The sequence below is a fragment of the Kriegella aquimaris genome, from assembly GCF_900103215.1.
In the GTDB taxonomy this organism is placed as follows: domain Bacteria; phylum Bacteroidota; class Bacteroidia; order Flavobacteriales; family Flavobacteriaceae; genus Kriegella; species Kriegella aquimaris.
Genome location: NZ_FNGV01000003.1, coordinates 101,732 through 125,187 on the forward strand (window position 1 = coordinate 101,732; position 23,456 = coordinate 125,187).

Consider the following 23,456-nt stretch of genomic DNA (forward strand, 5'->3'; position numbering starts at 1 on the left):
CTTTTAAAGCAGTTCCAATTGTTTTTTAAAATGATCCACCAATAATCCCAAGTCGGTTACTTTCTCAAGTAGTGTATTTAAAAAATCTTTGAGTTCCCCTGTTTCATCTATCTTGATTTTATTTTTCTCAAATGCGGTCAGTGTATCTTCAATTCCTTTTAAAAACGCATCCAAGGGTTTAGCAATCTTTTCGATTCGGTCTTTTGGTTGACAACAAAGGATGCTGTAGAATAATTGGATTTGCAATCGGTAAATATTGAGCAATGCAGAAAAAACTTTGGTATCTTGACTATTGCTTCGTTCCAATATACTTCCCGCCGTTGTCTCCATAAGATTACCGAACAAATTGTTCAAATCGTCATTCAATTTCCCGGAGAGAAATGAAACGGAGTTCTCAATAACTTCTTTGTAAAGTGCAGAGGTCGGATTATAGATGATTTTGCGAAGTTCAGTAGATATCTCATTAAATTTTGACAAGGAATCGTTGTCAGCTATTATATCTTGCTGGGTCTCCTCAATACAGGTTTCGGCGACTATTTCCGGTTCAAAAACAATATCATGAGTTTCCGAATGGCTACATTTCCCATTGGTCACAGTTAAGGTAACGGTTAGTGAAATAACATTTTTTTCGGAAAAATCCAATTGATATTCATGCCTCGGGTTTTCATCCGTATTATTATCGGGCAGGGTATCATCTCCAAAATCCCAGAAATAGGTTACCTCTTGTGAAAGTTCATCGATTTGTGAAGTAAAGTTTACCAGTGCAATTGCATTATTTTTAAAGAATCTAGGTTCAGAAAATGTAAAATCAAATACGGGCTCCCTAAAAACGGTAATCTTGGCATCGGTAAATTGTCCGTTCACCGTGAATTTGATTTCTTGGCCTAGAAGTTCCTCACTTAATAGGGAAGCGTTGAAGAAGAACTTACCATCGGTTTGCTCAACTCCTCCAACAAGACCCTCACCCACGTCGGCTGCTACCACCCCATCTGCCGGTGAAACTTCAAAAGCGAGTGGCGTTGACTCATCACCTAAACAGACAAAATCTTTGGGCAAACGCAACGATACGGTTGCTTTAGGTACAATAAAAGCTACTGGTGAACAGTCTGAGCAGCACATATAGGGCAGGGCAAAATCTGCTACCACCGTATTTTCTGTCACATTGGCGGTCGGTCTGAACAAAAATGCATCTTGGAGTTCAGTATTCAATTCTTTCAATTCTCCTGTTTCAAAACGGCGTTGGAGCTCAGTATTTAAAAAATCAATTTCTTCCCTGCCAGTTGTTTTGCCTAATGTGCCTTTATCTAGATAATTCTTTATAGGATTTATGGAAATGTTGCTCCTAGTAAGCAAATCGGTTAAATTCGCCACCGATTTTGTTGCCCGGTTTTTTCCTTTATAAACCATAACAAAAGTGCCTCCAGGCTCAACACCGGCTTTATGCTCCAATCCCGCATGCTTTTCTACGAACTTGGAAAGAAGTTTTTGTTCCAAAATCCTTTTCTTTCGCTCTTCTATTTCTTCAAATAGTACTTTCATCTTCTCCGCAGCGCAACAGTTTACCGACAACTGATTCAACAGTAAAGCATATTGCTCCTCATATCCGCGGCGTACATATTTACTGTCTTTATTGAATAAAAGCGAAGTCATGTTCTTTTTGAAACTCTCGACACGATCGCAAAGATCTTCTACCGTGGCTTCATAGCTTCCGATACGGTCAACATTCATTTCTGACACATTATTTGGTATAAACCTGGTCGCAACTTTTGTATATGCTAAAATTTCATAGGGCTGATCGATAGCCACTTTACGTACTTCTGCGTCCCAGCCCGACATCTGGGGGTCCTTGTCAACTTCTGTTTTTACAATGGATGCAATGTCAACAGCAGAACCTTCCGGTTTTTCTTTTATGGCCTTATCAATAAACTTACCCAATACATCTTCATCAGTCTTAAGGTTATCTTCAATAACAGTGTCACGTTTGTAGACTAAGTTCTTAAAATTGGCATTAAGGGCGTTGACATCCAATTTAAGCCCACTAATCAATGAAGTACGTGGTTGCAAAAGTGTACCTATGTTCCCTGTATTCGTTGTTTTTATAGTAATCTTTGGTTTAACGGCCTCAGCAGTAGACGTTACCTCTGAAACAACACGAGCATTGTTCAATGTATAATATTTATGTGCTCCCTGCTCTTTCAAACTAAAACCGGAGAAGAACTTTGAAATACTCGCATTTAAGCAGTTTTGTTCGGCCCGCCATGCTTTTAAAACGGTATTGAGATCATCAAATTCACACTCATAATCAGCAGGATCGATACTATCTAACGTCTCGTCTATGCTCAAAACCTTGATTTCAAAGGGAAGTCCTTTTTCACTCTTAATTACATCAAGGTCTGCCAAAGCTGTTCGATAATCTTTACCTAGATGACCTTCGATTCTATAAAAACCATTAGCGCAAATATCATAATCCAAAGGATTCTGAACGGCATCCCTTTTAGCTAAGTTTTCTGTTCTATATCCCAAATTATCTCCCGCAGCAAATTTCCGTGTCTTTTCATAATCCCAATTTTCAACCAATTGGGTGGTTACACCATAATAATAGGGAATGGACCGATTGCCTAAAGTTTTATCACACTTTTTAGAAGGCGTCACTTTTATTAAAGATGCGGTTGATTGAGGAATATCATATTCGGTTACCATTAAATGGAATCGGAGCAATAGGGATTTTATTTTTTTCAATTTTTCCGTTCCATGTGGAATGATGGGAGCGGGATAAAAATCATGACGGAATTGCACATATGTTTCTGTAGGTTCTAGCTCGCCCAATAAAACATGTTTTGGAAAAGCGGTGCGTTCGGGACAGCATGTAGCCCTTAAATCAAAAATTAATTGTTTGATTTCGTTATACGTATCCAACAAATCCAATAAAAGATCAAAGCGGTATTGCACATCAATAGGAATATTCTTTACGTTGAAGTCAAACAGATTGTCAATTCCTTTATTAATATTGGCACTTTTTATTTTCAAGGAATCCGTTCCTATTAAAGATCCGAAATCAGTAAAAAGTTTATCAACGCCATTTTTCAGTTGTGCCAGTACACCTGTATCCTGAATTACTTTCCGATAGCTTTCCTTTAATTTTGCATAATCTGCCGTATTCGAGTTTTGAGATATCACATCTTCTCCATTGGCATTGGTGATATAACTATTCTGAAGAATTATTCTTCTTATCGCTATCTCGGGTAAATCGATGTATTTCTTTGTATTGTTGAATTTATCAAAAATGGGGTCATTGTCTTTATTACTGATTGTTTTTACATTTTCTTTATTCATCAACAGTACCCTTATTTTAGCAGCCTGTTCTTGGCCCTGTGTATCGCAATCGCTCGAAGTACATGGTGTTTCATCTTTAGAGTAATACTCCAAATACAAAATAACAACCATGTTGGCCAAGTTTGATACCTTACCTATAATTTCTACACCACTTTCTTCAGCATTAGTTGCCGTTTTAAGTTCTAAAATTGGTATATCAATAAATCTTTCATATTTCGCCTCGCTATCTTCGAAGACCTTTGCCCCTGTATATGTTGCACCCTCAAAAGAAATCAAATCACCATCGGTAGTTACCGCACAACCCTTTGTGACCTCAACGGAAGTGTTTTCAGTATACTTCACCTGCAAACCACACACAATTCCCACCCCACTGAGGCAAACACGTGACAAGCTATCTTGGCGTTCGAAATGGTCTACTACATCGTTCAATTGTGTGGCTGTAAGTACCTGATCAGATACAAATCTTCTATATGCTGGTTCTTTCGTTTCCTTATTCAATTTTATAGTTGCCATGATATTATGCTTTAAGGTTGCCAATATTTGTTCTGCCCAATATTATTTTATTCCCTTTGTTCTCGGTTCCATCGTTATCGCAATCGTGTAAGCTTCCTGACCTATAAATACTATGTAAGCCATTCAAGCATGGAATAAATTTTGCGAGTGTCTCCCTATACCTTTTTAAATCTGCGGAGTTCGATGTTTTCTTTTCACTTTTTTCTTTTAGTTGATTTAAGAATTGCGGATATTTCTCCTGAATTTGAAAAATATCGTTCTCCTTATCGGAAACCACTCCCTTAATGTTACCTACCCAACATATTTTTGCCAATACATGTGCTGGAAGCTCTTCCCTAATGATTCTTTCCATATACGCCCTAAAATCTGCATTGAAAAAACGTTGCGTCCATCCAGGAAGCACTACCGAAACTCGAAAGGAATAAGGGTCTAATGGTCCGCAAGTTTCGCAATCTCCGTCTAAACAGGAAGGCATAAAGGTTTCAGGGGGGGCATTTGGGGACTCTTTTTCGGGTTGCTCATTATCCGTCTCGGCATTTGTAATATACGAGGTGTCGGGTCGTAACAAAATATGCTCAATGAGATACATACCTTCTTGATCCATACTTAATTCGTTCAAGTAAGCAATGATTTCATTTCTTTTCAGTTCCGATTTTTCTTGGGTTGAAGTGTACGCAATTCTTCTGGCCACGATCCAATCTTCGCTTTGTTTATCTGAAATCGCAGGGTCTACAATATTGAAATATGTTCGTCCGTTTTTAGTCTTTTTTAAATCGTAATTAGAGGCATCCTTAGCTAATTCAAGAGCATACAAAAGTTCATTGAGCGCCCCGGTAATGGTGTGATAATGCTTGCTTGAAGAAATTAAGATTTTTTCTCCATTTTTGATTCTCCAACGGTATTCAGTAAGGTTGTCTTGTACCTTATCTATTTCATCATATACTTCTATTGCATCGGTCAAAAGGTTTCTTCTGCTAAAATCAGAAATTCCGGTAAGCCGTGCGACCCGCTTCTGTACCCCAGATACATTTTCGGTGTTCCAAACCTCGGAATCACCATAATTGAATCCTATTCCCCTTTCACAACTTATTTTTTTATAGTCATCAAGAAATTTAGTCTTAGCCTTTAATATCTGGTGTTTTGCGCCACCTTCACCATAAATCATCTTCATAATAAAGGTATAATCACTGAACTTTTCAGCAAACCTGGCAATTAGATGGTCTAAAAATTGGTTTCGTCTTTCATAAAAGTCACTAGCGTCGCCACCTTTGGAATTGTCTTTTATCGCGTTGTTAATAGCCACCAATCTTTCTTGATAAATTTCTGAATCTACCAAATCATCGATTTCTGTTATATCAGGAACGATTTTCGAAAAATAGGTTTGCTTTTCTCTGGGCGTAAGCTCGGCGAGCGTATTTATCGTGTACAATCGCTTTAAGCTCTCATCGACTGATAAAAGGTCTTTTGCTTTGGATAGATGAGAAAAGTAATTCGCCAATACTTGGTCAAAAAATAAGAGATATGCTTTTAATTGTTTGGCCTTAGCTTTTCTTTCTTTGGGAGCAGAACTTGACAAACCTTCAGGGGAAATACCATAGGTCTCGGGAAAATCATTTTGAATTGTGGAGTAAGCCCCTGCATCTGAAAAACTGCCCAAAGCAAAAGGAACATCTTCGGTAACAAGAGTGCTTAACCCCTTTTTTTCTTCAATTTCCAAAGCATTAAGAATTTGTATCACCCTACTCTCGTTCACACCAATGGGAAGCAAACCTTTACTGAAATTAAAAATACTTTTGCCACAATCTTTACAATCATCCCCTTCATTCTTCCAGCACAACACAGGTTTATGACTATTTTTTACACAAATGATCCAAGGATCCTGTTCCCCATTATCATCTCCACATGTCTTTATTGAAATGTCTTTAATCGTCAATACGCCCTCGATCTTCATAATCAGCTGAATAATATCGGAAAGTCGCACTTGAGTTCGAAGTTCGGCACGTTTTAAATCCACATCATCAACAAAACCACCTTGAAAATCGTTGGGTTCGATACAACCTTCTAAAAAAGGAATAGGGCCTTCAAATATTTTATCCGTTGTATACCCCTTGTCGTACATTTGCTGTAGCGAATAAAAGGGAACAGGTGGTGACAGATAGTCGTCGATTTTCTTAATAATTAAAGCCTGTATTTTTTCTTCATCGGCTTCTGGTGCGATATCCAAATAAACACAGATACTTATGTGGTGTTCGGGAATCTCGTGTACAGCGACCAAATCTTCACACAGGTTTCTGTTTCGATGGTAAATCTCTTTTACCTCCTCAAAAACAGCCTCACGATCAACAACATTTTTTTCAAGATCCAAATAAATATCGTTCAACCCCTTTAGACCGAATTCTTTTTGGTCTTTGGCATTAACATCAAAAGGGGCATATGACATTTTCCCGTTCTTACAATTGAGATACACTTTTTGATCATGTTTGACGATCCATGCATTTTTGACTTCTTTCAAATGCACAAAAAGTTTTCGATAATCAAGCGCTGTCACCGGTTTGGAGGGTAGAATATGTACAGCCGATAAAAATTGCTGGTGCATTTTCTTGAAATTATCGGTTTCTGAGGCCAACAAATTCTCAATGGGCATTTCGATGCGCTGCGAAAGGTCGGTAATCGCATAACAGAGCATCTCTAAAATGGTAATACCAGGATCATGAACATTATAATCAGTCCAAAGTTTGCTTCCTAGACTTTCAATGTATTCAAGTCCTTTTTGTCTCAAGAACTCGAAATCAAGATCGTCTTTGGTGCTTACATCTTTTGGTATGTTAATGGTCTCGCTCATAATTTAATTTTACATCGTAGCACATTCTTCTATGCCAATAACCTCAACTTTATGTTGTTCTGGTTTAACAGAAGTCAGAATAGTTTTTGCATTTTCGGGCATCACCTTGTTCACACTTTCGAAGACCACAGTACCATTAACATCGGTTCTGTCGGTTGCTATGAGTAACTCAAAATCTTTGATATAGTCTACATACCCCAATTTTTCAATGTAAAATATGATGATGCTTTTGTGCAGGGTAATTCCAAAATTAATTTCAGCAGTTTCTTCATACGCCCATGGTGCCAAGAACTTGGCAATATCTTTTTGAAGCTCTTTGGAATAAAAATTTCCATCCTTACCCGTGTAGAATTTAACCTTTAAAGCCACTTTTACTTCTTGATAAAGCGGATTTTCGAGCAACGCATTCACATGAAGCGTATTCAACTTGTTAACAAACACCTGTATTTCGTTGCGTTTTGCCTTACTTATTCTTGGCTTGAAACTGTCGAACACATTCTGATCAACAATGTTCGGGATGACCAAAACAGTAACGTTACCGGGTGAAAGCGAAGAATTTCCTAACGTATGTTTTAAGCAATTTACCTTATAGATATCGGGAAAATATTGTAAAATCAAATGCTCATAATCACAAATGGTTATAGCTCGCTGCTTATGCCGCAACCTTTCGCTCACCCGTCGATAAAATTTGGCATCGGTCTCTTTTGCTACACCGCCAAAAGAACTATGGGGTTGTGAGATTCCTTTTAGGGTTGCTATACGTTCGACCAATTTAGCGATGGTTTCTGCTGGCAAACCGGTCGCTAAATGAGAAACTTCATTATTATTATTTTCAAATTCTGCCCGGGTTACTTGTGTGTTGATACTTACCGCTTGACAAACCGTGTCGAATTTTTTTTCATTGCGGATTTTTAACCAAAAGAAATCACCTGGCAGCCGATTGTTGTTCTTTGTGGCCTCCTTCGGAATTGAAATACTTACAATACCCGATTTCAAGAAATTATCCGTCCCATTTGAAAGGATAAAGTCTTGGTTCAAAGGTTTCCACTCATCATTAGACAAAATAGCCCATTCCAACTTTTCATTTCCCTGAAAGGTACTTACCCCTTCATATTCTGGATTCTCACTGCCTTCCAACACCTGTACCAACAATGTCACTTGTTGCAATTGTGCCGCTCCCTCCAAGGCGACATACAACTCACCTTTATCATGGTCAGGAACCAAAACACATCCAACATCGTTTAAAAAGTCATGCTTTGATTTCAAATAGGTATGCTCTTCCGATTGCCCAAAGGGATGTTCGTGAAAGAGCTCCAAAGATTCATCAAGATAATCTGCTAGGTTACCTTTAACACTATTGCTCGATGCATCCAAATCGAAATGCTTGCTTACCGAAGCACTATATGCGATTCGAAGCGTTTCTACCAAGGGCGTGTAAGGTTGATTGGGTATTAGCGCATTCTTATCCTCTTCTTTCGAAAGTGCTATGGCGTATATTTTCGGGTATAGTTCATGAAAGAAAGATTGTCGCAGCGAGAGCCGAATAAATCCTTTTTTTGCAGTCGATGAGAAATTTTCTTGCTGTATGGCATTATCGAACAGCAGTTGGGTTCCGCCCATAATCCCCTTTTGAAAATCCAAAAATGTATTGCCGAACAGGGTATTGATATCCCCTTTAATTTTTTCTGTCGTTTTCTTTGAATAACCCTTTACTTCATCAAAAATCGTAGGCTTGGCCTTTTTACTGCTCGAACTCTTTGAAGTCGCCGTCATTCTACTTTCTTGAGGCTGTTCTATTACAAAAAGGCTACGGTACGACTCATCATTTTTTTCAAAAAGAACTCCCTCATTTTCGGGGATTTTAGGTTCCCAATTCTTATCATTCAAAGTTTCGATGTCGACTTTAAAATCGGTATCATTTTTTACAATTCGACCACCATCCAACTCGTCACCACTATCATCCGTGGTAAGGGTATAGGTCTGCTTTCCCAAATTGGTCAAGTAGTCGTATCTATAGGCTTTATAATGTTCTACAAAATTGGGTATTCCCTCGCCATAAAATGGAGTGTCTTTCCAGCCAAGATCAATACTGATTTTAGTCCATGGTTTGTTCAAGGCTTCTTGACACCCGATGTATAGTTTCGACCATATTACGGGTTGTGGACCAAACGGCAAAAAAGGTTTAGACGCATCGAGTCTGCCCAAATCATTCTCCAATATCAGTTCTTGCATTTCCTGAACTTGAACATCGATGGAGATTTTTTTCAACTTATTATTTTTGAGAATGGTATAGAGCTGATAACCAAGCCCATCGGCTTCCGTGGTAAATAAAAATCGCGCAATCGGGTTGTTCGAGTTAAAATTTTCCAACAATACTTCCTTGTTATACGGAACAATAGCATCGGCACCAGCTGAAAGTTCTACTGTCAACAGCATTTTTTTATCGGTCAAAAAAGACGAATTGGTATTGATGGTAGCCGGAATCCATCCCTTTTCACCACTTAGAATTACTTCTAATGCCTCATCAAAGCTTTCTTTGGAAAAATCTTTTTTCAGCCTGGTTTCAAAATCAAACGTGAAGGTTATCGTGCGTATGCCTTCTTTTAATACCAAAATTGGCGATGCAATTGCAAACCCTAATTTGGCATCAGGAAGGTTTGGGACATCTTTTTCAGTTTCCAAGGTTGGATGACCAAAGGGCCACCATTTTACCGCATTATCATGAAAGGGTTCTCCCAGACCATCCATAGAATTGGCTATTTCCGAATATTTTACGCCCTTTCCGTCTTCGTGGAATACATTTTTAAGGTCCGCGACTTTCGCTTTGTTTACAATGAGTTCTTCTACAGTCTTATAGATTCTCTTATTTCCGAGACCATCCTTTCCTCCATCTAACGCCGTTAATTTGTCAACCTTCACTTCTGAAGCATTTTTCGCCAATTCGAAAAGCACATGAACCTTATCAGGTTTTGCTTCTCTATGACGCAGGTTCAACACCTCTTTATAATAAAAATCCAAATGTCTCTTGGTAAGATTGTTCAACCTATTTTGGCTGAATTCGATAAGACTCAAAAAACAAACGAACAAGGTCAAATGCGGATCAAGATCTTTATTCGTCCTAGCACTGGAAAGCAAGTCTTTTATTTTATCTTTTGCTATAAAGAACGCTTGCCAATTCTCCCCATCCGTTGTATTGGTATCCGTATTAAAATAATTGACTTCACCAGCGAAAGCATGCGCAAAGGCCATCCAATCTTCGACACTAAAATCATGGAGTTTTACCGCATTCGGATCCAAGGCGGTAATAGACCGTTGGTTTTGGTCTGTTCCGTTCCGTTTAAGCAAAATATCGTTATGATCGCAGTCTTTACCCATTATCAGTTTAATTAAACATCTGTACCCTCAACCTTGTAAAAAGGAAACACCAAATTTCCCCGCGCATTGGTTGCCCGTATGAGGTATTCTATTAAAATCAAAAACTCGCCTTTTAATTCGTTAGATTCGGAAATGTCTATTTTTGATACGTCTATTCGAGGTTCATAATACAATATGGCCGTTCGTATCAATTCTATGACATAAGTCTTTAGGGTTAGGTTCAGTGGTTCAAAAAGCAGTTCATCTAAATTACAGCCGTACCGCGGCACCATAATACGTTCGCCCAATCGGGTGGACAATAAAATTTCAAGACTTTTATTTATATCTTCCTCATCCGACGTAGTCAAAACGGTCTTTCGTTCTATATCGAATTCAGGAGGGAAGCTCCAACCAGTACCTAAGAATGACGTTTTGTTTTCCATAATATCATCCAATTAAAACTGTTGCTAATCCACCTATTATCGTGCCTCCGTGAACTGTTGAATCGCCCAATCTTGCCGCTGGCATGCCACCTATCATAACTGTACCAGAACCAGCCAATATTGTATCTGGCGGACCAACACAGGTAGCCATATCACCTACCCTTGCCGCTGGCACTCCACCAATAAGAACCGTTGGTTCCCCTGCGGGTAATATGGGACCTCCCACATGGGGAACAGTCCCGGTGACCATCGGACAGATATGCATATCAGTAATTCGTGCTGCTGGTGCTCCCATATTCTTACGTTAATTTATTTGTACTAATGATCCTTTTACCGTTGCCGTTCCACTGGAAGACATTTCCGCCCCGGCAGAACCTTCGGCCTTGAACTGGGCGCTGGCCTTAATATTCACATTGGTTCCTTCTATATTCACGTCTCCTGTTGCTTTTATATCGACATCAGCACCACTTTCAATGGCTATTCCATTACTGTCTATAGTTATCGTATTCGAATTTTCATCCTCTAGAATAATCGTTCCGGCATCCTCATCCAAAGAAATCACCTTGCCGGAAGGAGTTTCGATTCGAACCGATTTTTTATCATCATTAAAAAGTACTTTCATCTCACTTCTTGTGACCAAGCCTTTTTCGTGATTATCATCACTCGCCGTTAATGGGGCGGGTTTAGCACTACTGTTCAGCATTCCGAGAACAATCGCATCGTTAGGGTCTTCGTTGATAAAACCGACGATTACTTCGTCACCTATTTCAGGCCTAAAGAAGAAACCCCTGTTTTCGCCAGCATCTAACGATGCTATTCTACACCAGATGCCCTGTTCTTGATCATTAACAATGGGAAGTTGTACTAGAATTCTATCCTCGCCATCTGGATCGTCTTGTAGCTGACTGACAACACCTATTTGAAGTCCGTTTACGGCGCCCAAAAGACCGGATGCTGGTTGCGGATTGATATCGAACGTCTCAGAAAACCATTCCGGATTGATTCCGAACTGTGCATCGACCGCCCAATTTCCTTCTGCAATCTCATGACGTACTCCAGAAATATAGGCTTTGCCATTAAATCGCTCACCTACACCCTCGAGGTTTAAAATAACCCCGGGTTTTACTGTAGAAATACCCTGAAATTTTACTCTACCCCTAATTTTTGCCAATTGTTGGAACAGCGACTTGGCATCTGCCCAATCTTGCAGCTCTATATCGCTCAAAGTACCGCCATGCCTTAATTCATAATTTTCAAGACCAATTGTATCACCAAGTTCAGAGGTTGACAGGTTTCCGTTCAGCGAGACATTGGAATCGTTCGCCTCAATTTCCAAAAGCTCTTGATCCGCCGGGGTCCAAGCATAAGAAGATACTTTATGGTATTGATTACGTGCATCTATTTCCGCATCGAAATCAAGTATGGTCGCGCCAAAGGCCACCGTTTCAACAGCATCTTGTGCCACATCAGGCTTTTTAATGGAGATTTTGCCATCTTCCAGAAAACATAATTTACCGTTGGCCTGGGCCCTAGAGACTATAAAATCCCAATCGGAAGTTTGATACTGAACCAATTCTTTATGGGTATAATTGGTTTTTTCGATATCCTTTTCCAATCGATAGGAGTCAATAATCGATTCAAAGATTTCACTATCGGCCAATTCATAGTAATATTTACTCTTCCTACCAATGGTCATTTTTACCGCTTCGTCTTTGCACTCAACAATCAAAAGGGAACTGTTGTTTCTAATTTTGATACTATGCTTTATGATAATTCCCTTAAAAATCTGTTCCTCATCGGAATGATACCCTGCAGAAACTTCAATGAGCTTACCGGGAATCAACAAGTCTTTATTACTCAAATTAAAATCTTGCTTTGCCGCTTCGCCATCGACGAGTGTCAGAGTGGCCGTTGTAATTCGGTTGATTTCTTTTTCGACTAAAATTCGCTTTACTTGATGTTTTTTGGAAAGCTCTTCACCCTCGACCAATATTTTGTAGGTAACAAGGTCAGCACTTTGCTTTGTATTTATGACTCTACTATTATTCATACTTGATTAATTTTTTGCTAGTGGTGGAAAAAAAATACGTGTTCCCGTCTCCAATTTTCTAAAATTTCCGATGTTATTTGCCCGTGCAACCTCCAAATAATATTTTGAGTCACCATAAATTCTGTATGACATTAAAGGTAGGGTGTCGCCATCTTTTACAGTTCTCACATGGGTAAGATCTGGCGATTGGTTATTCTCCATCGCCACACGTAAATCATCTTCTACAAAGCCCTTAAATTTAGCTTTGGCAACAGCTCTTAAAGGTGCTCCGTTCGGTTTGAACAGTTTAAACTCAATACTCATTTCGGTAAGACTTCCCTTGAACAGCAGTGTTCCCCAAGAGATAATCAAATAGTAAGGCTTATGTTCTTCGCCACTATAATCAAGTATGACCTTTTTAAACTTTTCAATATCCTCTATAATTCCTTCTTCCGCTGAAGAAACCTGTGATATCACTCCGGTTCTATCGAATAAAAAATCCAACTCTAGATCTTCCGGTAGTTTCTTGTTAAACTTTGGTGAAAGATCACTGGTACCGGCCGCCTGATCATTATTCGATTCTATGGCATATTTGAACGTATATTTCTCCGGATTCAGAAGACTGGTGAACTCCCCATCACTCACCTTTTCATTAAATTGGGGGTCTTTATAGGCAATAACCCTTAATTTTGTCAATTGTGCATCATTTGCCATAGTCAATTGAAATTATCGTTCATTTTTCTTTGCCAAAATTTCCATAACCTGTTCTACGGTTGTCGCGATTATTGCTTGTTTATCCGCCCCTTTTTCCTTTTTTAAGGAAGGATTATCATGTTCACCATCAACACTTATTTTTATGTGTAGCTCTTTAATTTCTATAGCCATACTTATAGGATTGTAAAATAATTATATGCTAACTCTATCGACTCGATGACCAATTTGCTTTCTTGGGCATTGAAGTCTTCTACCGACCATTTAACAGGATATGCGTTAACAATGTTCCACGTTTTTAATGGACTATGTTCTTCGTCCAATAAGTCAATAGTGATGTTCGCTGGTTTGAAAACAAAGTTCTCTATGGCATCTTGACACCAGGCAATAACTTCGGAATCAAGCAACATACCGCGCTTCAAGACCAAGTTTGGAAACTTCGTTTTAACAGGGAGTTTGTGCTTAAACCTGTTCTCTCCGCCTTCGGCATAATCCTCGGTCTCTATATCCACAGACAGCCCTGACACCGATTGAAATCGGTAGTCTTCGTTATTCTTGGACACTCCATCAAAGTTTACCTTAAAATGAAACCCGACAGGCGGATAATAGTTAACCGACATCAATCTGCGAGTTTGAGTTTTTCATGTGCGAACTCGGCCGTTTCAATGGCTATTTCATTGCCATCGGCTTTTAAATCAGTAGACTGAATTTTAAGCACCCAAGCATTGGCGGCCATCCAGGTAACAATAGGCTCGTGGGCCTCATCTAACATGCTAATCGTCATATCTCCCCGGTACTGTTCTCCCTCTTCCTGAAAAAATACCGTTTTCTTCCATTCATCGAAGAATTGATTTTTTGAGTTCTTAAAGGTGCCCCGTTTTAAGGTAATGTTACTATACTTCTTTAACCCCGGTTGTTTGGTTTTATGGTACTCTTTATCAAGACCTCCCCTATATTCTATAATTTCTGTTTCAAAGTCCAGTCCGGATACTTCGGTACAGTTAAATTCTGCGTCCCCGAAGGTTACTTTGAAGTGGAACTTTGGTAATGGATAATCACTGGCTGCCATAATGCTGTATTTAAATTATTAATTGAATTTTTTTGATTATGCCTCTTGCATTTTGTGTGAGAACTTTAAAACGATAAATTCTGCTGGCCTCACCGCAGCCATACCGATTTCTACAATCATTTTACCCTCCAATATATCTTGAGCGGTCATCGTTTCTCCTAATCCTATTTTTACATAATAAGCACTTTCAGGAGTTGGCCCCGCCAATGCACCCGCTTTCCATTGTAGATTCAGAAAGTTGGTAATCATAGCCTTTACCTTGGTCCAAGTATTGGCATCGTTCGGTTCGAAGACAAATTGTTCAGTAGCCTGTTGTACTGATTCCTCTACCATATTGAAGAAACGTCTCACTGGAACATAGCGCCATTCATTATCATTACCTGCAAGTGTTCTAGCCCCCCAGACCAGTGTTCCCTTTCCAGTAAAAGTTCTAATGGCATTAATCGATTTACCCGCAGTGGTATCGACATTCAAACGGTCTTGGATGTCATTGGTGATTTTTTTACTGGGTTTCACTATATACTTTACCGAAACATTGGCGGGTGCCTTCCAAACGCCACGAGCGCTGTCGACTCTGGCATATATACCTGCCATTGTAGTGGATGGTGGTAATCGCAACGGAAGATTGTTAATCGCCGTTTTTATATTGTTATAGGTAGCGCTATCGGTATTCTTTATTTCACCGAGCATATATCCATCTAAAGGTCCAGCGTCAGGGTCGACAGCTGAAGCAGCTGTAATGGCATCAATTACGGCGGGGGCAATCAGGCCTTCTATAGCTTGAATGGTATTTTCGACCCCCGTTAGGGCTGCAACAGCCGCGGCAGATTCTGTTTTTACGGCAGTTCCTCCAGTAGCAGCTTCTATCGTTTCTAAATGACCATTAAGTGAGTTAATAAGGGTATTTATTGCCGACGCCTCTCCGATACCATTCTCCAAATCAGTAGCGGCCGAAGCTGCTCCTGCTGAAACCGCAGCATCTTCATTGGCATTTTTTGCCGCCGAATTTGCATTGTTCACGACGTTATTTGCCGCATCGGCAATCGCCATTAAGGAATCAACAATTGGTTGTAGTGTTTGGGTAACAGTCGATGCATTTGCCAAAGCTTCCGGTGCACTCAGCGCTTGTAAAGCTGTATCGGCAGTGGTGAGGTTGGCTACCAATGCACCCATGCCCGATCTTTCATCGGAAATATTCGTTAATGAGACATTGGTATCGGATAACAGTGAAGGCTGGTTGGTATTGTGCGTAATCTGAAGACTATTCTCATCGTAATGATAGTCAAGAATAGAATCTAGATATGGAAAATAAACGGCCCCGTACTTTATTTCTTCAAGATCTGAGCTTATAACATTTCGAACACCCTCGGGGGCGTTCATTTCAATATCTTCATCATCGGTATAGGTATCTATGATCGTAAACCTGTCTTGCAGTTTTTTACATTGGGCCAATGCATTGTTATAAAGATTATAAAAATCGGAATGATTGGCCAAAGATGTGGCATCGGGAAACACCAGCAAGGTCGGCTCATCTTCCTTTTCCAAAGTGGTTAATCCTTCGCTTAAATCAGCAAACTGCACAGGACTTACTGAATTGTTCGCAATAGCATCTTCATAACTGTTTACAGACACTATATAACACGGACCTCCGCCGTTGGCAAAGTACATCTGCATACCATAATACATCAAAAAAGGTGACTTATTTGCCATGGTCGCCTCGGTGACCTTTATCGATTTTTCACCATCAGTCTCAGTAATGATAATTCCCAAAGCAGTTTCCTTTTTGGGGAATCCAAAATGTACCTCATATTCTAACATAGAGGTAATTCGTTTTGGAACCCTATGCAATGTTTCGCTAAGATCTTCTTCTTTTTCCTTGGCTTTCTCGGTATACCCGACAAAGGCAGGAATCGCAGTCTCGACTTGAGCTACCGAAGGAGGAAACTTCGATATTTCCTCAATGTAGACTCCAGGTGTTCTGTAATTTGCCATAATTTTTGTTTTTAGATTAAATTGCTATTTCAAATGAATATGTCTGAGTAATACTTACTTTCTTCCTTCTTTATAAGGTTAACCTTGGGGTTCGGAAAATGGTGTTCCACTGCAGGTTCGGGGTTAAAATCCGAGGTTCCGATCGGGATAAAGCCATTTTTAACTAAAGGTTTGGTATCCGAAGTAACCCATGGTGCCCCTTCAAAATCACCATTGTATCTCCAGAATGTTCGTCTATTTTTAAATCCTAAAGTGAATTGAAGGGGTAGGTTTTGTATGTATTGTTTTATGTTGGCAGGGTTGCTCTCATCGAATTCTAATAGATCATGATTATTATCGCCCTTTACAGACAAGCGGATAAAACCAATCAAACCTTTGCTCTTCTGGGTTTGGATATATTTTTCCAAGAGTGCAACATTATCGGGAGTCTCAATATTTGACTTATCGATATGGGCTATAGAAAACCTGTTATTGTTTGAATTGAAAAATTCATCTTCGAAAGCTATGGTATGCACGATTCTTCTAGCTCCTTCCTCTGTCAATAAAAAATCTGGATCGACACTCCCATCCCAAGTAAAAATATTAGCAAAATCGGATGTTTCCGAATCGGGCTTTAGATTGGAAAACAAATAAAGCCCATTGTTACTCTTTGAGGTAATTTGGGTATAATTTTCAAAATATGGGTCGGTACTGTACAGTTTGTAAGTAAGTGTCAAGTCATTGGGCAACGCAATCAACGGGGTATATTTTACTGGGTCTGAATCTCCTTCGATTAACACTTGTGAACCCATTCTAAAACCTTCGGAATGCGGTTTGAACAATAGTCGATAGCCTTTAATAGTATGTTGAGTTGACAGCGTGGGCACAACTTTCAAATAATCTGAAATCTTATAGTTTCTTAAGATTTTCATTCTTTCATTTTCCGGTAGGCCTGAAAACACATCATCTCCTTTATTTAAAAAGTAGGCATGGTGAAAGTTGATATTGAAGAGCGTACGATATATCATGATTCGATATTTTTAAGTTGATTATCTATTTCAGTAATCAAACTGCCACGTTCTACTCCAACGTCTTTTCGCTCTAACTCTATAAGCGAAACCTTATATAGCACTGATGGATATTGTTTCCCTCCTAAAGTGCCCCAAATAAAATTAAGCTCTTCAAATGTTGGTGTGTACAGGCTAATCGAAAACCTAAAGTCTTCCACATCCATCATATCTCCTTCCCGAATGAAACTCGAATTAGCTTGTGTAAACACACTCTTACCTTGAAAAAATTCGATGATTTTTGAAACTCCTTTTAAGGCTTCTGTGTATAAGGCATTTGTTGCACTAAAAAGCACATAAAGGTTTAAGTTGACCTTATGGTTTCTATAATCTACTGTGGTGCCCGTACTATAATTATTGGATATGTTCTTCATCGCAAACTCTTCCTGCATATTCAACAGTGATAGTACGATGTCAGTAGTGGTATTTTGATTATCGTTACCATCAGAATCCATTACGGTAGCAATATTTTCCAAGGAAACCGGATTTCCTTCGAAATAACTATTTACTTCTTCTGTAATGACCTGCAAAACTTCGTAAATCATAGTGCTATTTATAAAGTACCAATTATAAAACTCATTACGGTTTCGGTGTTTTTAAATTACATCAAACATTAAAAAGGACGAATACGGGGGAGTTTCACGTCTAATTCATTATTTAAAATGAGCGGGCCACATTAAATCGCATCGGGGGAGTATGCTGTCGTATCAAGACTTCGCATTGCAATTATTCTAAACGTAGATTCTGTCATAGAGGGTATAGACAGAGGTAAAATTTGAGATAGATTAAAAATAGGTAATCTTCCGAAGGTCTTAAACAAACATGTATAGTTGGCACAAAATCCTGTATAAGCCGTGTCTAACAGTACTTTTTATGCAAATACCCAGAATTTTCCAGGAAAATGAGACATAACATGGGGCTACTGTCTTTATGCTAAAACATCAGATTAAAAAGATAATTTCAATGTTCAATCATCCTACTTATAGTACTTACGACAAACCCGTTTATAGATCAAAAAAGCATTTGAACGAAATCGAAAACGCCTAATCGAATTTACTGCCACTTCATGGAGGTAAAATCCTACATTATGAATTTTGCCGTTTTATAAAAAAACCATTTTATGGATAAGAAAACTACCTATTCTTACTTTGTTTACATTTTTTGCGGATTCTGCTTTCTTTGGTCAATGTACATACTGATATCAAGAATATAATGTTTTAAAGGTTTTGAATAATCTAGAAGGAACCTGATCGGATTTATTCCAGTGCTGTTCCTGTATCTGTATAACAATCTCATTGAGCTGACCGCTATTTTTTTGGTCTTCTTTTTTTAGTCTGTAGTTTGTCTATTGACTGATTTATTCGAAATTTATTGTAATTTCTACGCTAAATTTCAAAATTATGAAAAACCAAAGACGCATATTTCTACAAAAAACGGGAATTATTGCAGCTGCATCGGCTTTTTCACCGAATGTACTGCTATCGGCCACCAGCCCAAAAAAAGAAAAATTAGGGGTTGCCCTTGTGGGCTTGGGGTATTATAGTACTGATCTACTCGCCCCCGCTCTACAGTTGACTAAAAATTGTGAGCTCAAGGGTATTGTAACCGGAAGTCCTGAGAAAATTCCGGTATGGAAGGAGAAATACGGCATAGCCGATAAAAACATCTATAACTATCAAAATTACGATACCATCGCGAATAATCCTGAAATCGATGTTATCTACGTTGTTCTCCCACCCTCAATGCATGCTGAATACACTGTACGCGGTGCCAAAGCCGGCAAACATATTTGGTGTGAGAAACCAATGGCACCATCTATTGCCGATTGTGAGGCCATGATAAAGGCATGTAATGATAATAAAGTGAAACTTGCCATAGGTTATCGCTGCCAACACGACCCTGGTATTCAAGCCTATATGAAAGTCGCCAAAGAAAAACCCTTTGGTAAAATTAAAATGGTCACCTCGGCCGCTGGATATTTCGACGGAAGAACCGACCATTGGAAACAAAAGAAAAACTTGGGTGGCGGTGCAATGGGCGATATGGGTGTTTACGCCTTGCAAGGTGCTCGATTAGCCACGGGGGAAGAACCTATTTCGGTTCTCGCACAAGCTTCTACCACACGGCCGGAAGTATATCATGAAGTTGAGGAAACCATGATGTTTCAACTCGAATTTCCTAGTGGTGCCCGAGCTTCATGCCAGACGAGCTTTGGTATTAATATGAACCACCTTCAAGTCAATTACGAAAAGGGGTGGCTTAAAATGGAACCCCATTCTTCGTATCGCGGCAATAAGGGAAGCATGTCGAATGGTACTGAAATAAACTATCCCATCGAAAGTCAGCAGGCCAAGCAAATGGATGAAGACGCCATGGCAATTATGAACAAAACTGATTTACTTGTTCCTGGTGAAGAGGGTCTGCGCGATATTCGCGTGGTAGAAGCAATTTACAAATCTGCAAATGCCAATTGCACAGTAAAAATATAAACCGCTAATCGGCACATAAGAATTTGTCAAAGTTTCTCATTTAAGGGCATTCCAATCAAGAATGTACTGAGATCCTATGCATTTACTATACTACCTCAATAATTATTTACTATCAATAATTAAAAAATAAATGGCCAAAAACACGGTAACATCTCACATACAAATAAGTTTCAAATTATTCATTGTTCTGTTCTTTATTGGAAATTCATTGGCGGCGGCCCAAACTGATATTGAGCGTATTAAGCAGAGAATTGTTACCAAACTGATGGATTCTTATCCCGGTGACATGCAAATCGAATCAATAATCGATACATTTCGAGAAGATGGCACTTGGCCTGGTATCGACTATGCTGACGTTTCCCGCGAAGGATTTCTTCATCGTATTCATGCGAACAATATGCTGTCATTGGGGCAAGCTTATAAAACCGAAAATTCAAAATTTTATAAGAACGAACAGGTAAAAGATATTATCGAAAGGGCATTAAAAAATTGGGTAGATAATGATTATATCTGTGATAATTGGTGGTACAACCAAATCGGGATACCAAATATTCTAGTAGCTTTATTATTGGTAATCGGGGACGATTTGCCCCCTGCCCTAGTCGAAAAAGCGCAACCTATGATTAATAGGGCCAATATCGATGCGCAAGGCGCTCGGCCAGGCGGAGACCGTATCAAAATTGCCGGTATCGAAGCAAAGAACATGCTTTTCTTAAATAATAATAAGCAATTCGATCTGGTTATCAAGGTAATTGAAAGTGAAATAAAGAACGTCGAATGGATCGGCATGAAATATGGTTATGGTTTCCGCCATGATCCAGGGGGATTTGAGAACCGCACTGCCGGCGGACGGGGAATTCAGTATGATAACAGTTTCCATCACCGTCAAGATGGGGTGAATAACACTTTATCATACGGGTTAAGCTATGCCAGCGCTTTCGTCGAATGGGCTGTGTATACGGCCGACACAGCATATAGTTTTTCTGATGAGAAGTTAGCAGGTTTAATCGACTATTTTTTAGATGGCATCTGTAAAACTGCCGTCTTTGGCAAGTACCCCGATGCCGGGGCCAAAAACCGAAGCATGAGTCGCGAAGGTTCACTTCACGCCTATAATTCAGATATGGCCAAAGGGTTATTGCGTACATCATCTTATAGAAAAGACGAACTTCAGGAAATCGTAGATATCAGGGATAAAGGAATAAAACCCACCACTTCACATGCCACATTTTATAGGCATTCGGAGCATTTTTCCTTTCAACGTCCCGATTTTTTTACATCGGTGCGAATGTACTCCACCCGAAATCATAACATGGAGAGCCCCTATAATAGTGAAGGGCTACTAAACCATTATCGCGGAGATGGTACTAACCATGTTTCGCGTACAGGGGATGAATATTTTGATATTTGGCCCGTTTACGACTACCAAAAAATACCGGGTGCGACCATCGTTCAAAAACCGGAAATGCAGGATCCTGAACAAATTAAGAAACGGGGCTCCACTGAATTTGTCGGTGCCGTCACCGATGGCAAATATGCAGCGGTCGCCTTTGATTTTGAGAGTCAGCACGATACCCTTTGCGCTCGAAAGTCATGGTTCTTTTTTGATGAGGAATACGTTGCCCTTGGTGCGGGTATTTCTTATGAAAATAAAGTCGCCGTAGCAACAACATTGAATCAGTGTCTGCTTCGAGATGATGTCACTATTTCTAAAAACAGCACACCCTCAGTCATCGAAAAAAATGACAAGGCCTATGAAAACATCGACTGGGTCTATCAAGATGGAATTGGTTATGTCTTCACAAAACCTACTAACGTACACATAAAAAATAATGAAGCCACTGGATCGTGGTGGAAAATCAACAAACAGGCCGATTCTCCCAAAGAAGAAGTGAAACTTGATGTTTTCAAATTATGGCTTGATCATGGAGTCAGACCGGCCGATGCGTCATACGAGTACATTGTAGTGCCAGCAACTTCATTAGAGAAATTAAAACAAAATAGTTCTAAAAGCCGTATTACCATAGTTTCGAACACCCCAGAAGTACAAGCCGTTAGAAACTCAGAACTAAACATTTTTCAGGCTGTTTTCTATAAAGCAAATACTATTGATATCTCAGAAAATCTACAATTATGTGCAGATAGTCCGGGAATTGTGATGATCAAAACCAAAGGTGATTTAGTGAAAAGCATTTCGGTATCGGATCCCAATCGAGAATTGGGAAAAATGCATATTTCTATTTCAGGAAAGGTAAATAAGCAAGGTGAAAATTTCTCGGCTATCTGGAATAAGAAGGAAAAAGTCTCAAGAATTTCTATTGATTTGCCCCAAGGTGTCGATGCTGGTAAAAGCGTGACAATAGCCTTATAAGTGAATCGATTTGATTGTCGAAACAACCTTTTAAATTCTTAAAAAAGACGCTTGTCAATAAATAAATCACAACCTTGTTCGGTTATGATTTATTTACTTTTATGATTAGGAAAGGGGGTATTTCAATATAAAACCACGGTCATTGCTAACCGTGGTCTTTTTATCAAAGTAATGCTAGTAGCTCTAATTAAAGTTCATTCTACCAGAACCCACATTTCCTGTGGAATAATAATCCCAACCGCTAGAGGTATTATTGTCCAACCAAACCTCTGGGGATGAAAACACATGGGTACTTCCTGATGCAGATCCCGATTGATAACTAGTATGAACATGGATATCAAAGTTCTTTACATACCAACCATCGGTACCTTGTAGTGCTAAGGTAGCATTTTCTGCTTCCAACCACCCAATAGATGGATTTTGTGTGGTTGATCTAAAAAGGTAAACACCCCAACCACCTTCATGGTCATTATACGGCCAAGCATGATCTAATTTCATCCAGCTCAAATGTCGATGTCCTGCATCGGTTAAAAAATTGACCCTAGCCCAAACATTGCCATCGGTATCATTGTTTGATTGGGTACCTGTATTTGTCTGCACTTTGTAGAACCATTCCGTACTCTTTGCAGCACTTTTGTTTTCTTTAATATATTTGGCCACCTCCTTTTCAGAAGCTGCTTCTACATCCTCTTTACTCATTGATGCATCATATTGCAGTTGTAGAACTGGACTTAATACTTCAGAAGTTTCTTCCGAAACCGAATCGTTGTTACCAGTTACACTCTTAAAGCCCTCCTCTTGGGCGTCATTCTTCGGCAGCTCCGTTTCCGTGTCCGATTTCTCACACGATATGACAAAAAGACTTCCCATAAATAGGAATGTAAATGCTCTAATAATATTTATACGTTTCATTTTCTAAAATTTAAAGATTAAAATTGATTTTCATTTGATCGATACATCGAAAAATCCGCTAGCAAGAATTCTGTACGTCATCAAATAGTATGGAGCAAATGTAAATAATGGACTACAAAATAAAAGTAAGAAATGTATAGATGGTCTATGCTGACGTGTTCGTTGCTCAATGAGCAATTCAATAGGTGTTTTCTACATAAAATATTGAATTTTACAGAAATTTTGCCCGTCACCATGTAAAAAAACATCCTCTTAGAATCAATTAAGTAAACTTTTCCAAGGATGGAAATAAGAACAAATATGAAGAGTAATTCTCATAGAAATCTGATAGAATTATTAGGCTTTAAAAAAA

The 23,456-nt window shown here is 39.1% G+C and carries 16 protein-coding genes; 2 read left to right on the forward strand and 14 right to left on the reverse strand.

Going from position 1 to position 23,456, the window contains the following annotated elements; translation table 11 throughout:
• Window positions 1-3: 3 nt before the first annotated feature.
• The 13 genes from BLS33_RS08305 to BLS33_RS08360 are packed head-to-tail and all read right to left on the reverse strand — an operon-like array spanning window position 4 to window position 17,877.
• Window positions 4-3,846, reverse strand: a complete 3,843-nt coding sequence (locus BLS33_RS08305; protein WP_089887345.1) for a PKD domain-containing protein — start codon at window positions 3,844-3,846, stop codon at window positions 4-6.
• Between the two features lie 4 nt (window positions 3,847-3,850).
• Window positions 3,851-6,688: a hypothetical protein gene (locus tag BLS33_RS08310; protein WP_089887348.1), complete on the reverse strand. Its 2,838-nt coding sequence runs from the start codon at window positions 6,686-6,688 to the stop codon at window positions 3,851-3,853.
• 9 nt (window positions 6,689-6,697) lie between these two features.
• Window positions 6,698-10,063 carry a baseplate J/gp47 family protein gene (locus tag BLS33_RS08315; RefSeq protein ID WP_089887350.1) on the reverse strand — a complete coding sequence of 1,122 codons (3,366 nt, stop codon included), beginning with the start codon at window positions 10,061-10,063 and terminating at the stop codon, window positions 6,698-6,700.
• A gap of 11 nt (window positions 10,064-10,074) precedes the next feature.
• Window positions 10,075-10,485: a GPW/gp25 family protein gene (locus BLS33_RS08320; RefSeq protein ID WP_089887352.1), complete on the reverse strand. Its 411-nt coding sequence runs from the start codon at window positions 10,483-10,485 to the stop codon at window positions 10,075-10,077.
• Window positions 10,486-10,489: 4 nt separating this feature from the next.
• A complete protein-coding gene (locus BLS33_RS08325; RefSeq protein ID WP_089887354.1) occupies window positions 10,490-10,780 on the reverse strand; it encodes a PAAR domain-containing protein in 291 nt (96 codons plus the stop codon).
• 9 nt (window positions 10,781-10,789) lie between these two features.
• Entirely contained in the window at window positions 10,790-12,535 is a 1,746-nt protein-coding gene (vgrG, locus tag BLS33_RS08330; RefSeq protein ID WP_089887357.1) for a type VI secretion system tip protein VgrG, read from the reverse strand.
• Between the two features lie 6 nt (window positions 12,536-12,541).
• Window positions 12,542-13,228, reverse strand: coding sequence for a CIS tube protein (locus BLS33_RS08335; RefSeq protein ID WP_089887360.1), 687 nt, complete (start codon window positions 13,226-13,228; stop codon window positions 12,542-12,544).
• 12 nt (window positions 13,229-13,240) lie between these two features.
• Window positions 13,241-13,399: a DUF5908 family protein gene (locus tag BLS33_RS24825; RefSeq protein WP_176801358.1), complete on the reverse strand. Its 159-nt coding sequence runs from the start codon at window positions 13,397-13,399 to the stop codon at window positions 13,241-13,243.
• Window positions 13,400-13,401: 2 nt separating this feature from the next.
• Window positions 13,402-13,845: a phage tail protein gene (locus BLS33_RS08340; RefSeq protein WP_089887363.1), complete on the reverse strand. Its 444-nt coding sequence runs from the start codon at window positions 13,843-13,845 to the stop codon at window positions 13,402-13,404.
• Window positions 13,845-14,294, reverse strand: a complete 450-nt coding sequence (locus BLS33_RS08345; protein ID WP_089887366.1) for a phage tail protein — start codon at window positions 14,292-14,294, stop codon at window positions 13,845-13,847. Before BLS33_RS08345 ends, BLS33_RS08340 begins: the two co-directional genes overlap by 1 nt.
• A gap of 36 nt (window positions 14,295-14,330) precedes the next feature.
• The gene (locus BLS33_RS08350; RefSeq protein WP_176801359.1) at window positions 14,331-16,286 is read right to left on the reverse strand and encodes a phage tail sheath family protein; all 1,956 of its coding nucleotides are present in this window, start codon (window positions 16,284-16,286) and stop codon (window positions 14,331-14,333) included.
• A gap of 29 nt (window positions 16,287-16,315) precedes the next feature.
• Window positions 16,316-17,293 (reverse strand): hypothetical protein, encoded by a 978-nt coding sequence (locus BLS33_RS08355; protein ID WP_089887371.1) that lies wholly within the window; start codon window positions 17,291-17,293, stop codon window positions 16,316-16,318.
• A complete protein-coding gene (locus BLS33_RS08360; protein WP_089887373.1) occupies window positions 17,290-17,877 on the reverse strand; it encodes a Pvc16 family protein in 588 nt (195 codons plus the stop codon). The genes BLS33_RS08355 and BLS33_RS08360 overlap by 4 nt, the downstream gene beginning before the upstream one ends.
• Before the next feature lie 855 nt (window positions 17,878-18,732).
• Here BLS33_RS08360 and BLS33_RS08365 point away from each other — a divergent pair.
• Together BLS33_RS08365 and BLS33_RS08370 are read left to right on the forward strand one after the other, a co-directional pair.
• Window positions 18,733-19,821 (forward strand): Gfo/Idh/MocA family protein, encoded by a 1,089-nt coding sequence (locus BLS33_RS08365; RefSeq protein ID WP_089887377.1) that lies wholly within the window; start codon window positions 18,733-18,735, stop codon window positions 19,819-19,821.
• A 130-nt stretch (window positions 19,822-19,951) separates the two neighbouring features.
• A complete protein-coding gene (locus BLS33_RS08370) occupies window positions 19,952-22,192 on the forward strand; it encodes a polysaccharide lyase family 8 super-sandwich domain-containing protein (RefSeq protein WP_089887379.1) in 2,241 nt (746 codons plus the stop codon).
• 183 nt (window positions 22,193-22,375) lie between these two features.
• Here BLS33_RS08370 and BLS33_RS08375 read toward each other — a convergent pair whose 3' ends face one another.
• Window positions 22,376-23,104: a hypothetical protein gene (locus BLS33_RS08375; protein ID WP_143017588.1), complete on the reverse strand. Its 729-nt coding sequence runs from the start codon at window positions 23,102-23,104 to the stop codon at window positions 22,376-22,378.
• Window positions 23,105-23,456 lie beyond the last annotated feature (352 nt).

Coding starts and splice junctions, on each gene's coding strand:
- BLS33_RS08345 (WP_089887366.1), bottom strand. CDS start 14,294: ATGGCAGCCAGTGATTATCCATTACCAAAGTTCCACTTCAAAGTAACC.
- BLS33_RS08355 (WP_089887371.1), bottom strand. CDS start 17,293: ATGATATATCGTACGCTCTTCAATATCAACTTTCACCATGCCTACTTT.
- BLS33_RS08370 (WP_089887379.1), top strand. CDS start 19,952: ATGGCCAAAAACACGGTAACATCTCACATACAAATAAGTTTCAAATTA.
- BLS33_RS08335 (WP_089887360.1), bottom strand. CDS start 13,228: ATGGCAAATGATGCACAATTGACAAAATTAAGGGTTATTGCCTATAAA.
- BLS33_RS08305 (WP_089887345.1), bottom strand. CDS start 3,846: ATGGCAACTATAAAATTGAATAAGGAAACGAAAGAACCAGCATATAGA.
- BLS33_RS24825 (WP_176801358.1), bottom strand. CDS start 13,399: ATGGCTATAGAAATTAAAGAGCTACACATAAAAATAAGTGTTGATGGT.
- BLS33_RS08320 (WP_089887352.1), bottom strand. CDS start 10,485: ATGGAAAACAAAACGTCATTCTTAGGTACTGGTTGGAGCTTCCCTCCT.
- BLS33_RS08325 (WP_089887354.1), bottom strand. CDS start 10,780: ATGGGAGCACCAGCAGCACGAATTACTGATATGCATATCTGTCCGATG.
- BLS33_RS08365 (WP_089887377.1), top strand. CDS start 18,733: ATGAAAAACCAAAGACGCATATTTCTACAAAAAACGGGAATTATTGCA.
- BLS33_RS08315 (WP_089887350.1), bottom strand. CDS start 10,063: ATGGGTAAAGACTGCGATCATAACGATATTTTGCTTAAACGGAACGGA.
- BLS33_RS08375 (WP_143017588.1), bottom strand. CDS start 23,104: ATGAAACGTATAAATATTATTAGAGCATTTACATTCCTATTTATGGGA.
- BLS33_RS08350 (WP_176801359.1), bottom strand. CDS start 16,286: ATGGCAAATTACAGAACACCTGGAGTCTACATTGAGGAAATATCGAAG.
- vgrG (WP_089887357.1), bottom strand. CDS start 12,535: ATGAATAATAGTAGAGTCATAAATACAAAGCAAAGTGCTGACCTTGTT.
- BLS33_RS08360 (WP_089887373.1), bottom strand. CDS start 17,877: ATGATTTACGAAGTTTTGCAGGTCATTACAGAAGAAGTAAATAGTTAT.
- BLS33_RS08340 (WP_089887363.1), bottom strand. CDS start 13,845: ATGTCGGTTAACTATTATCCGCCTGTCGGGTTTCATTTTAAGGTAAAC.
- BLS33_RS08310 (WP_089887348.1), bottom strand. CDS start 6,688: ATGAGCGAGACCATTAACATACCAAAAGATGTAAGCACCAAAGACGAT.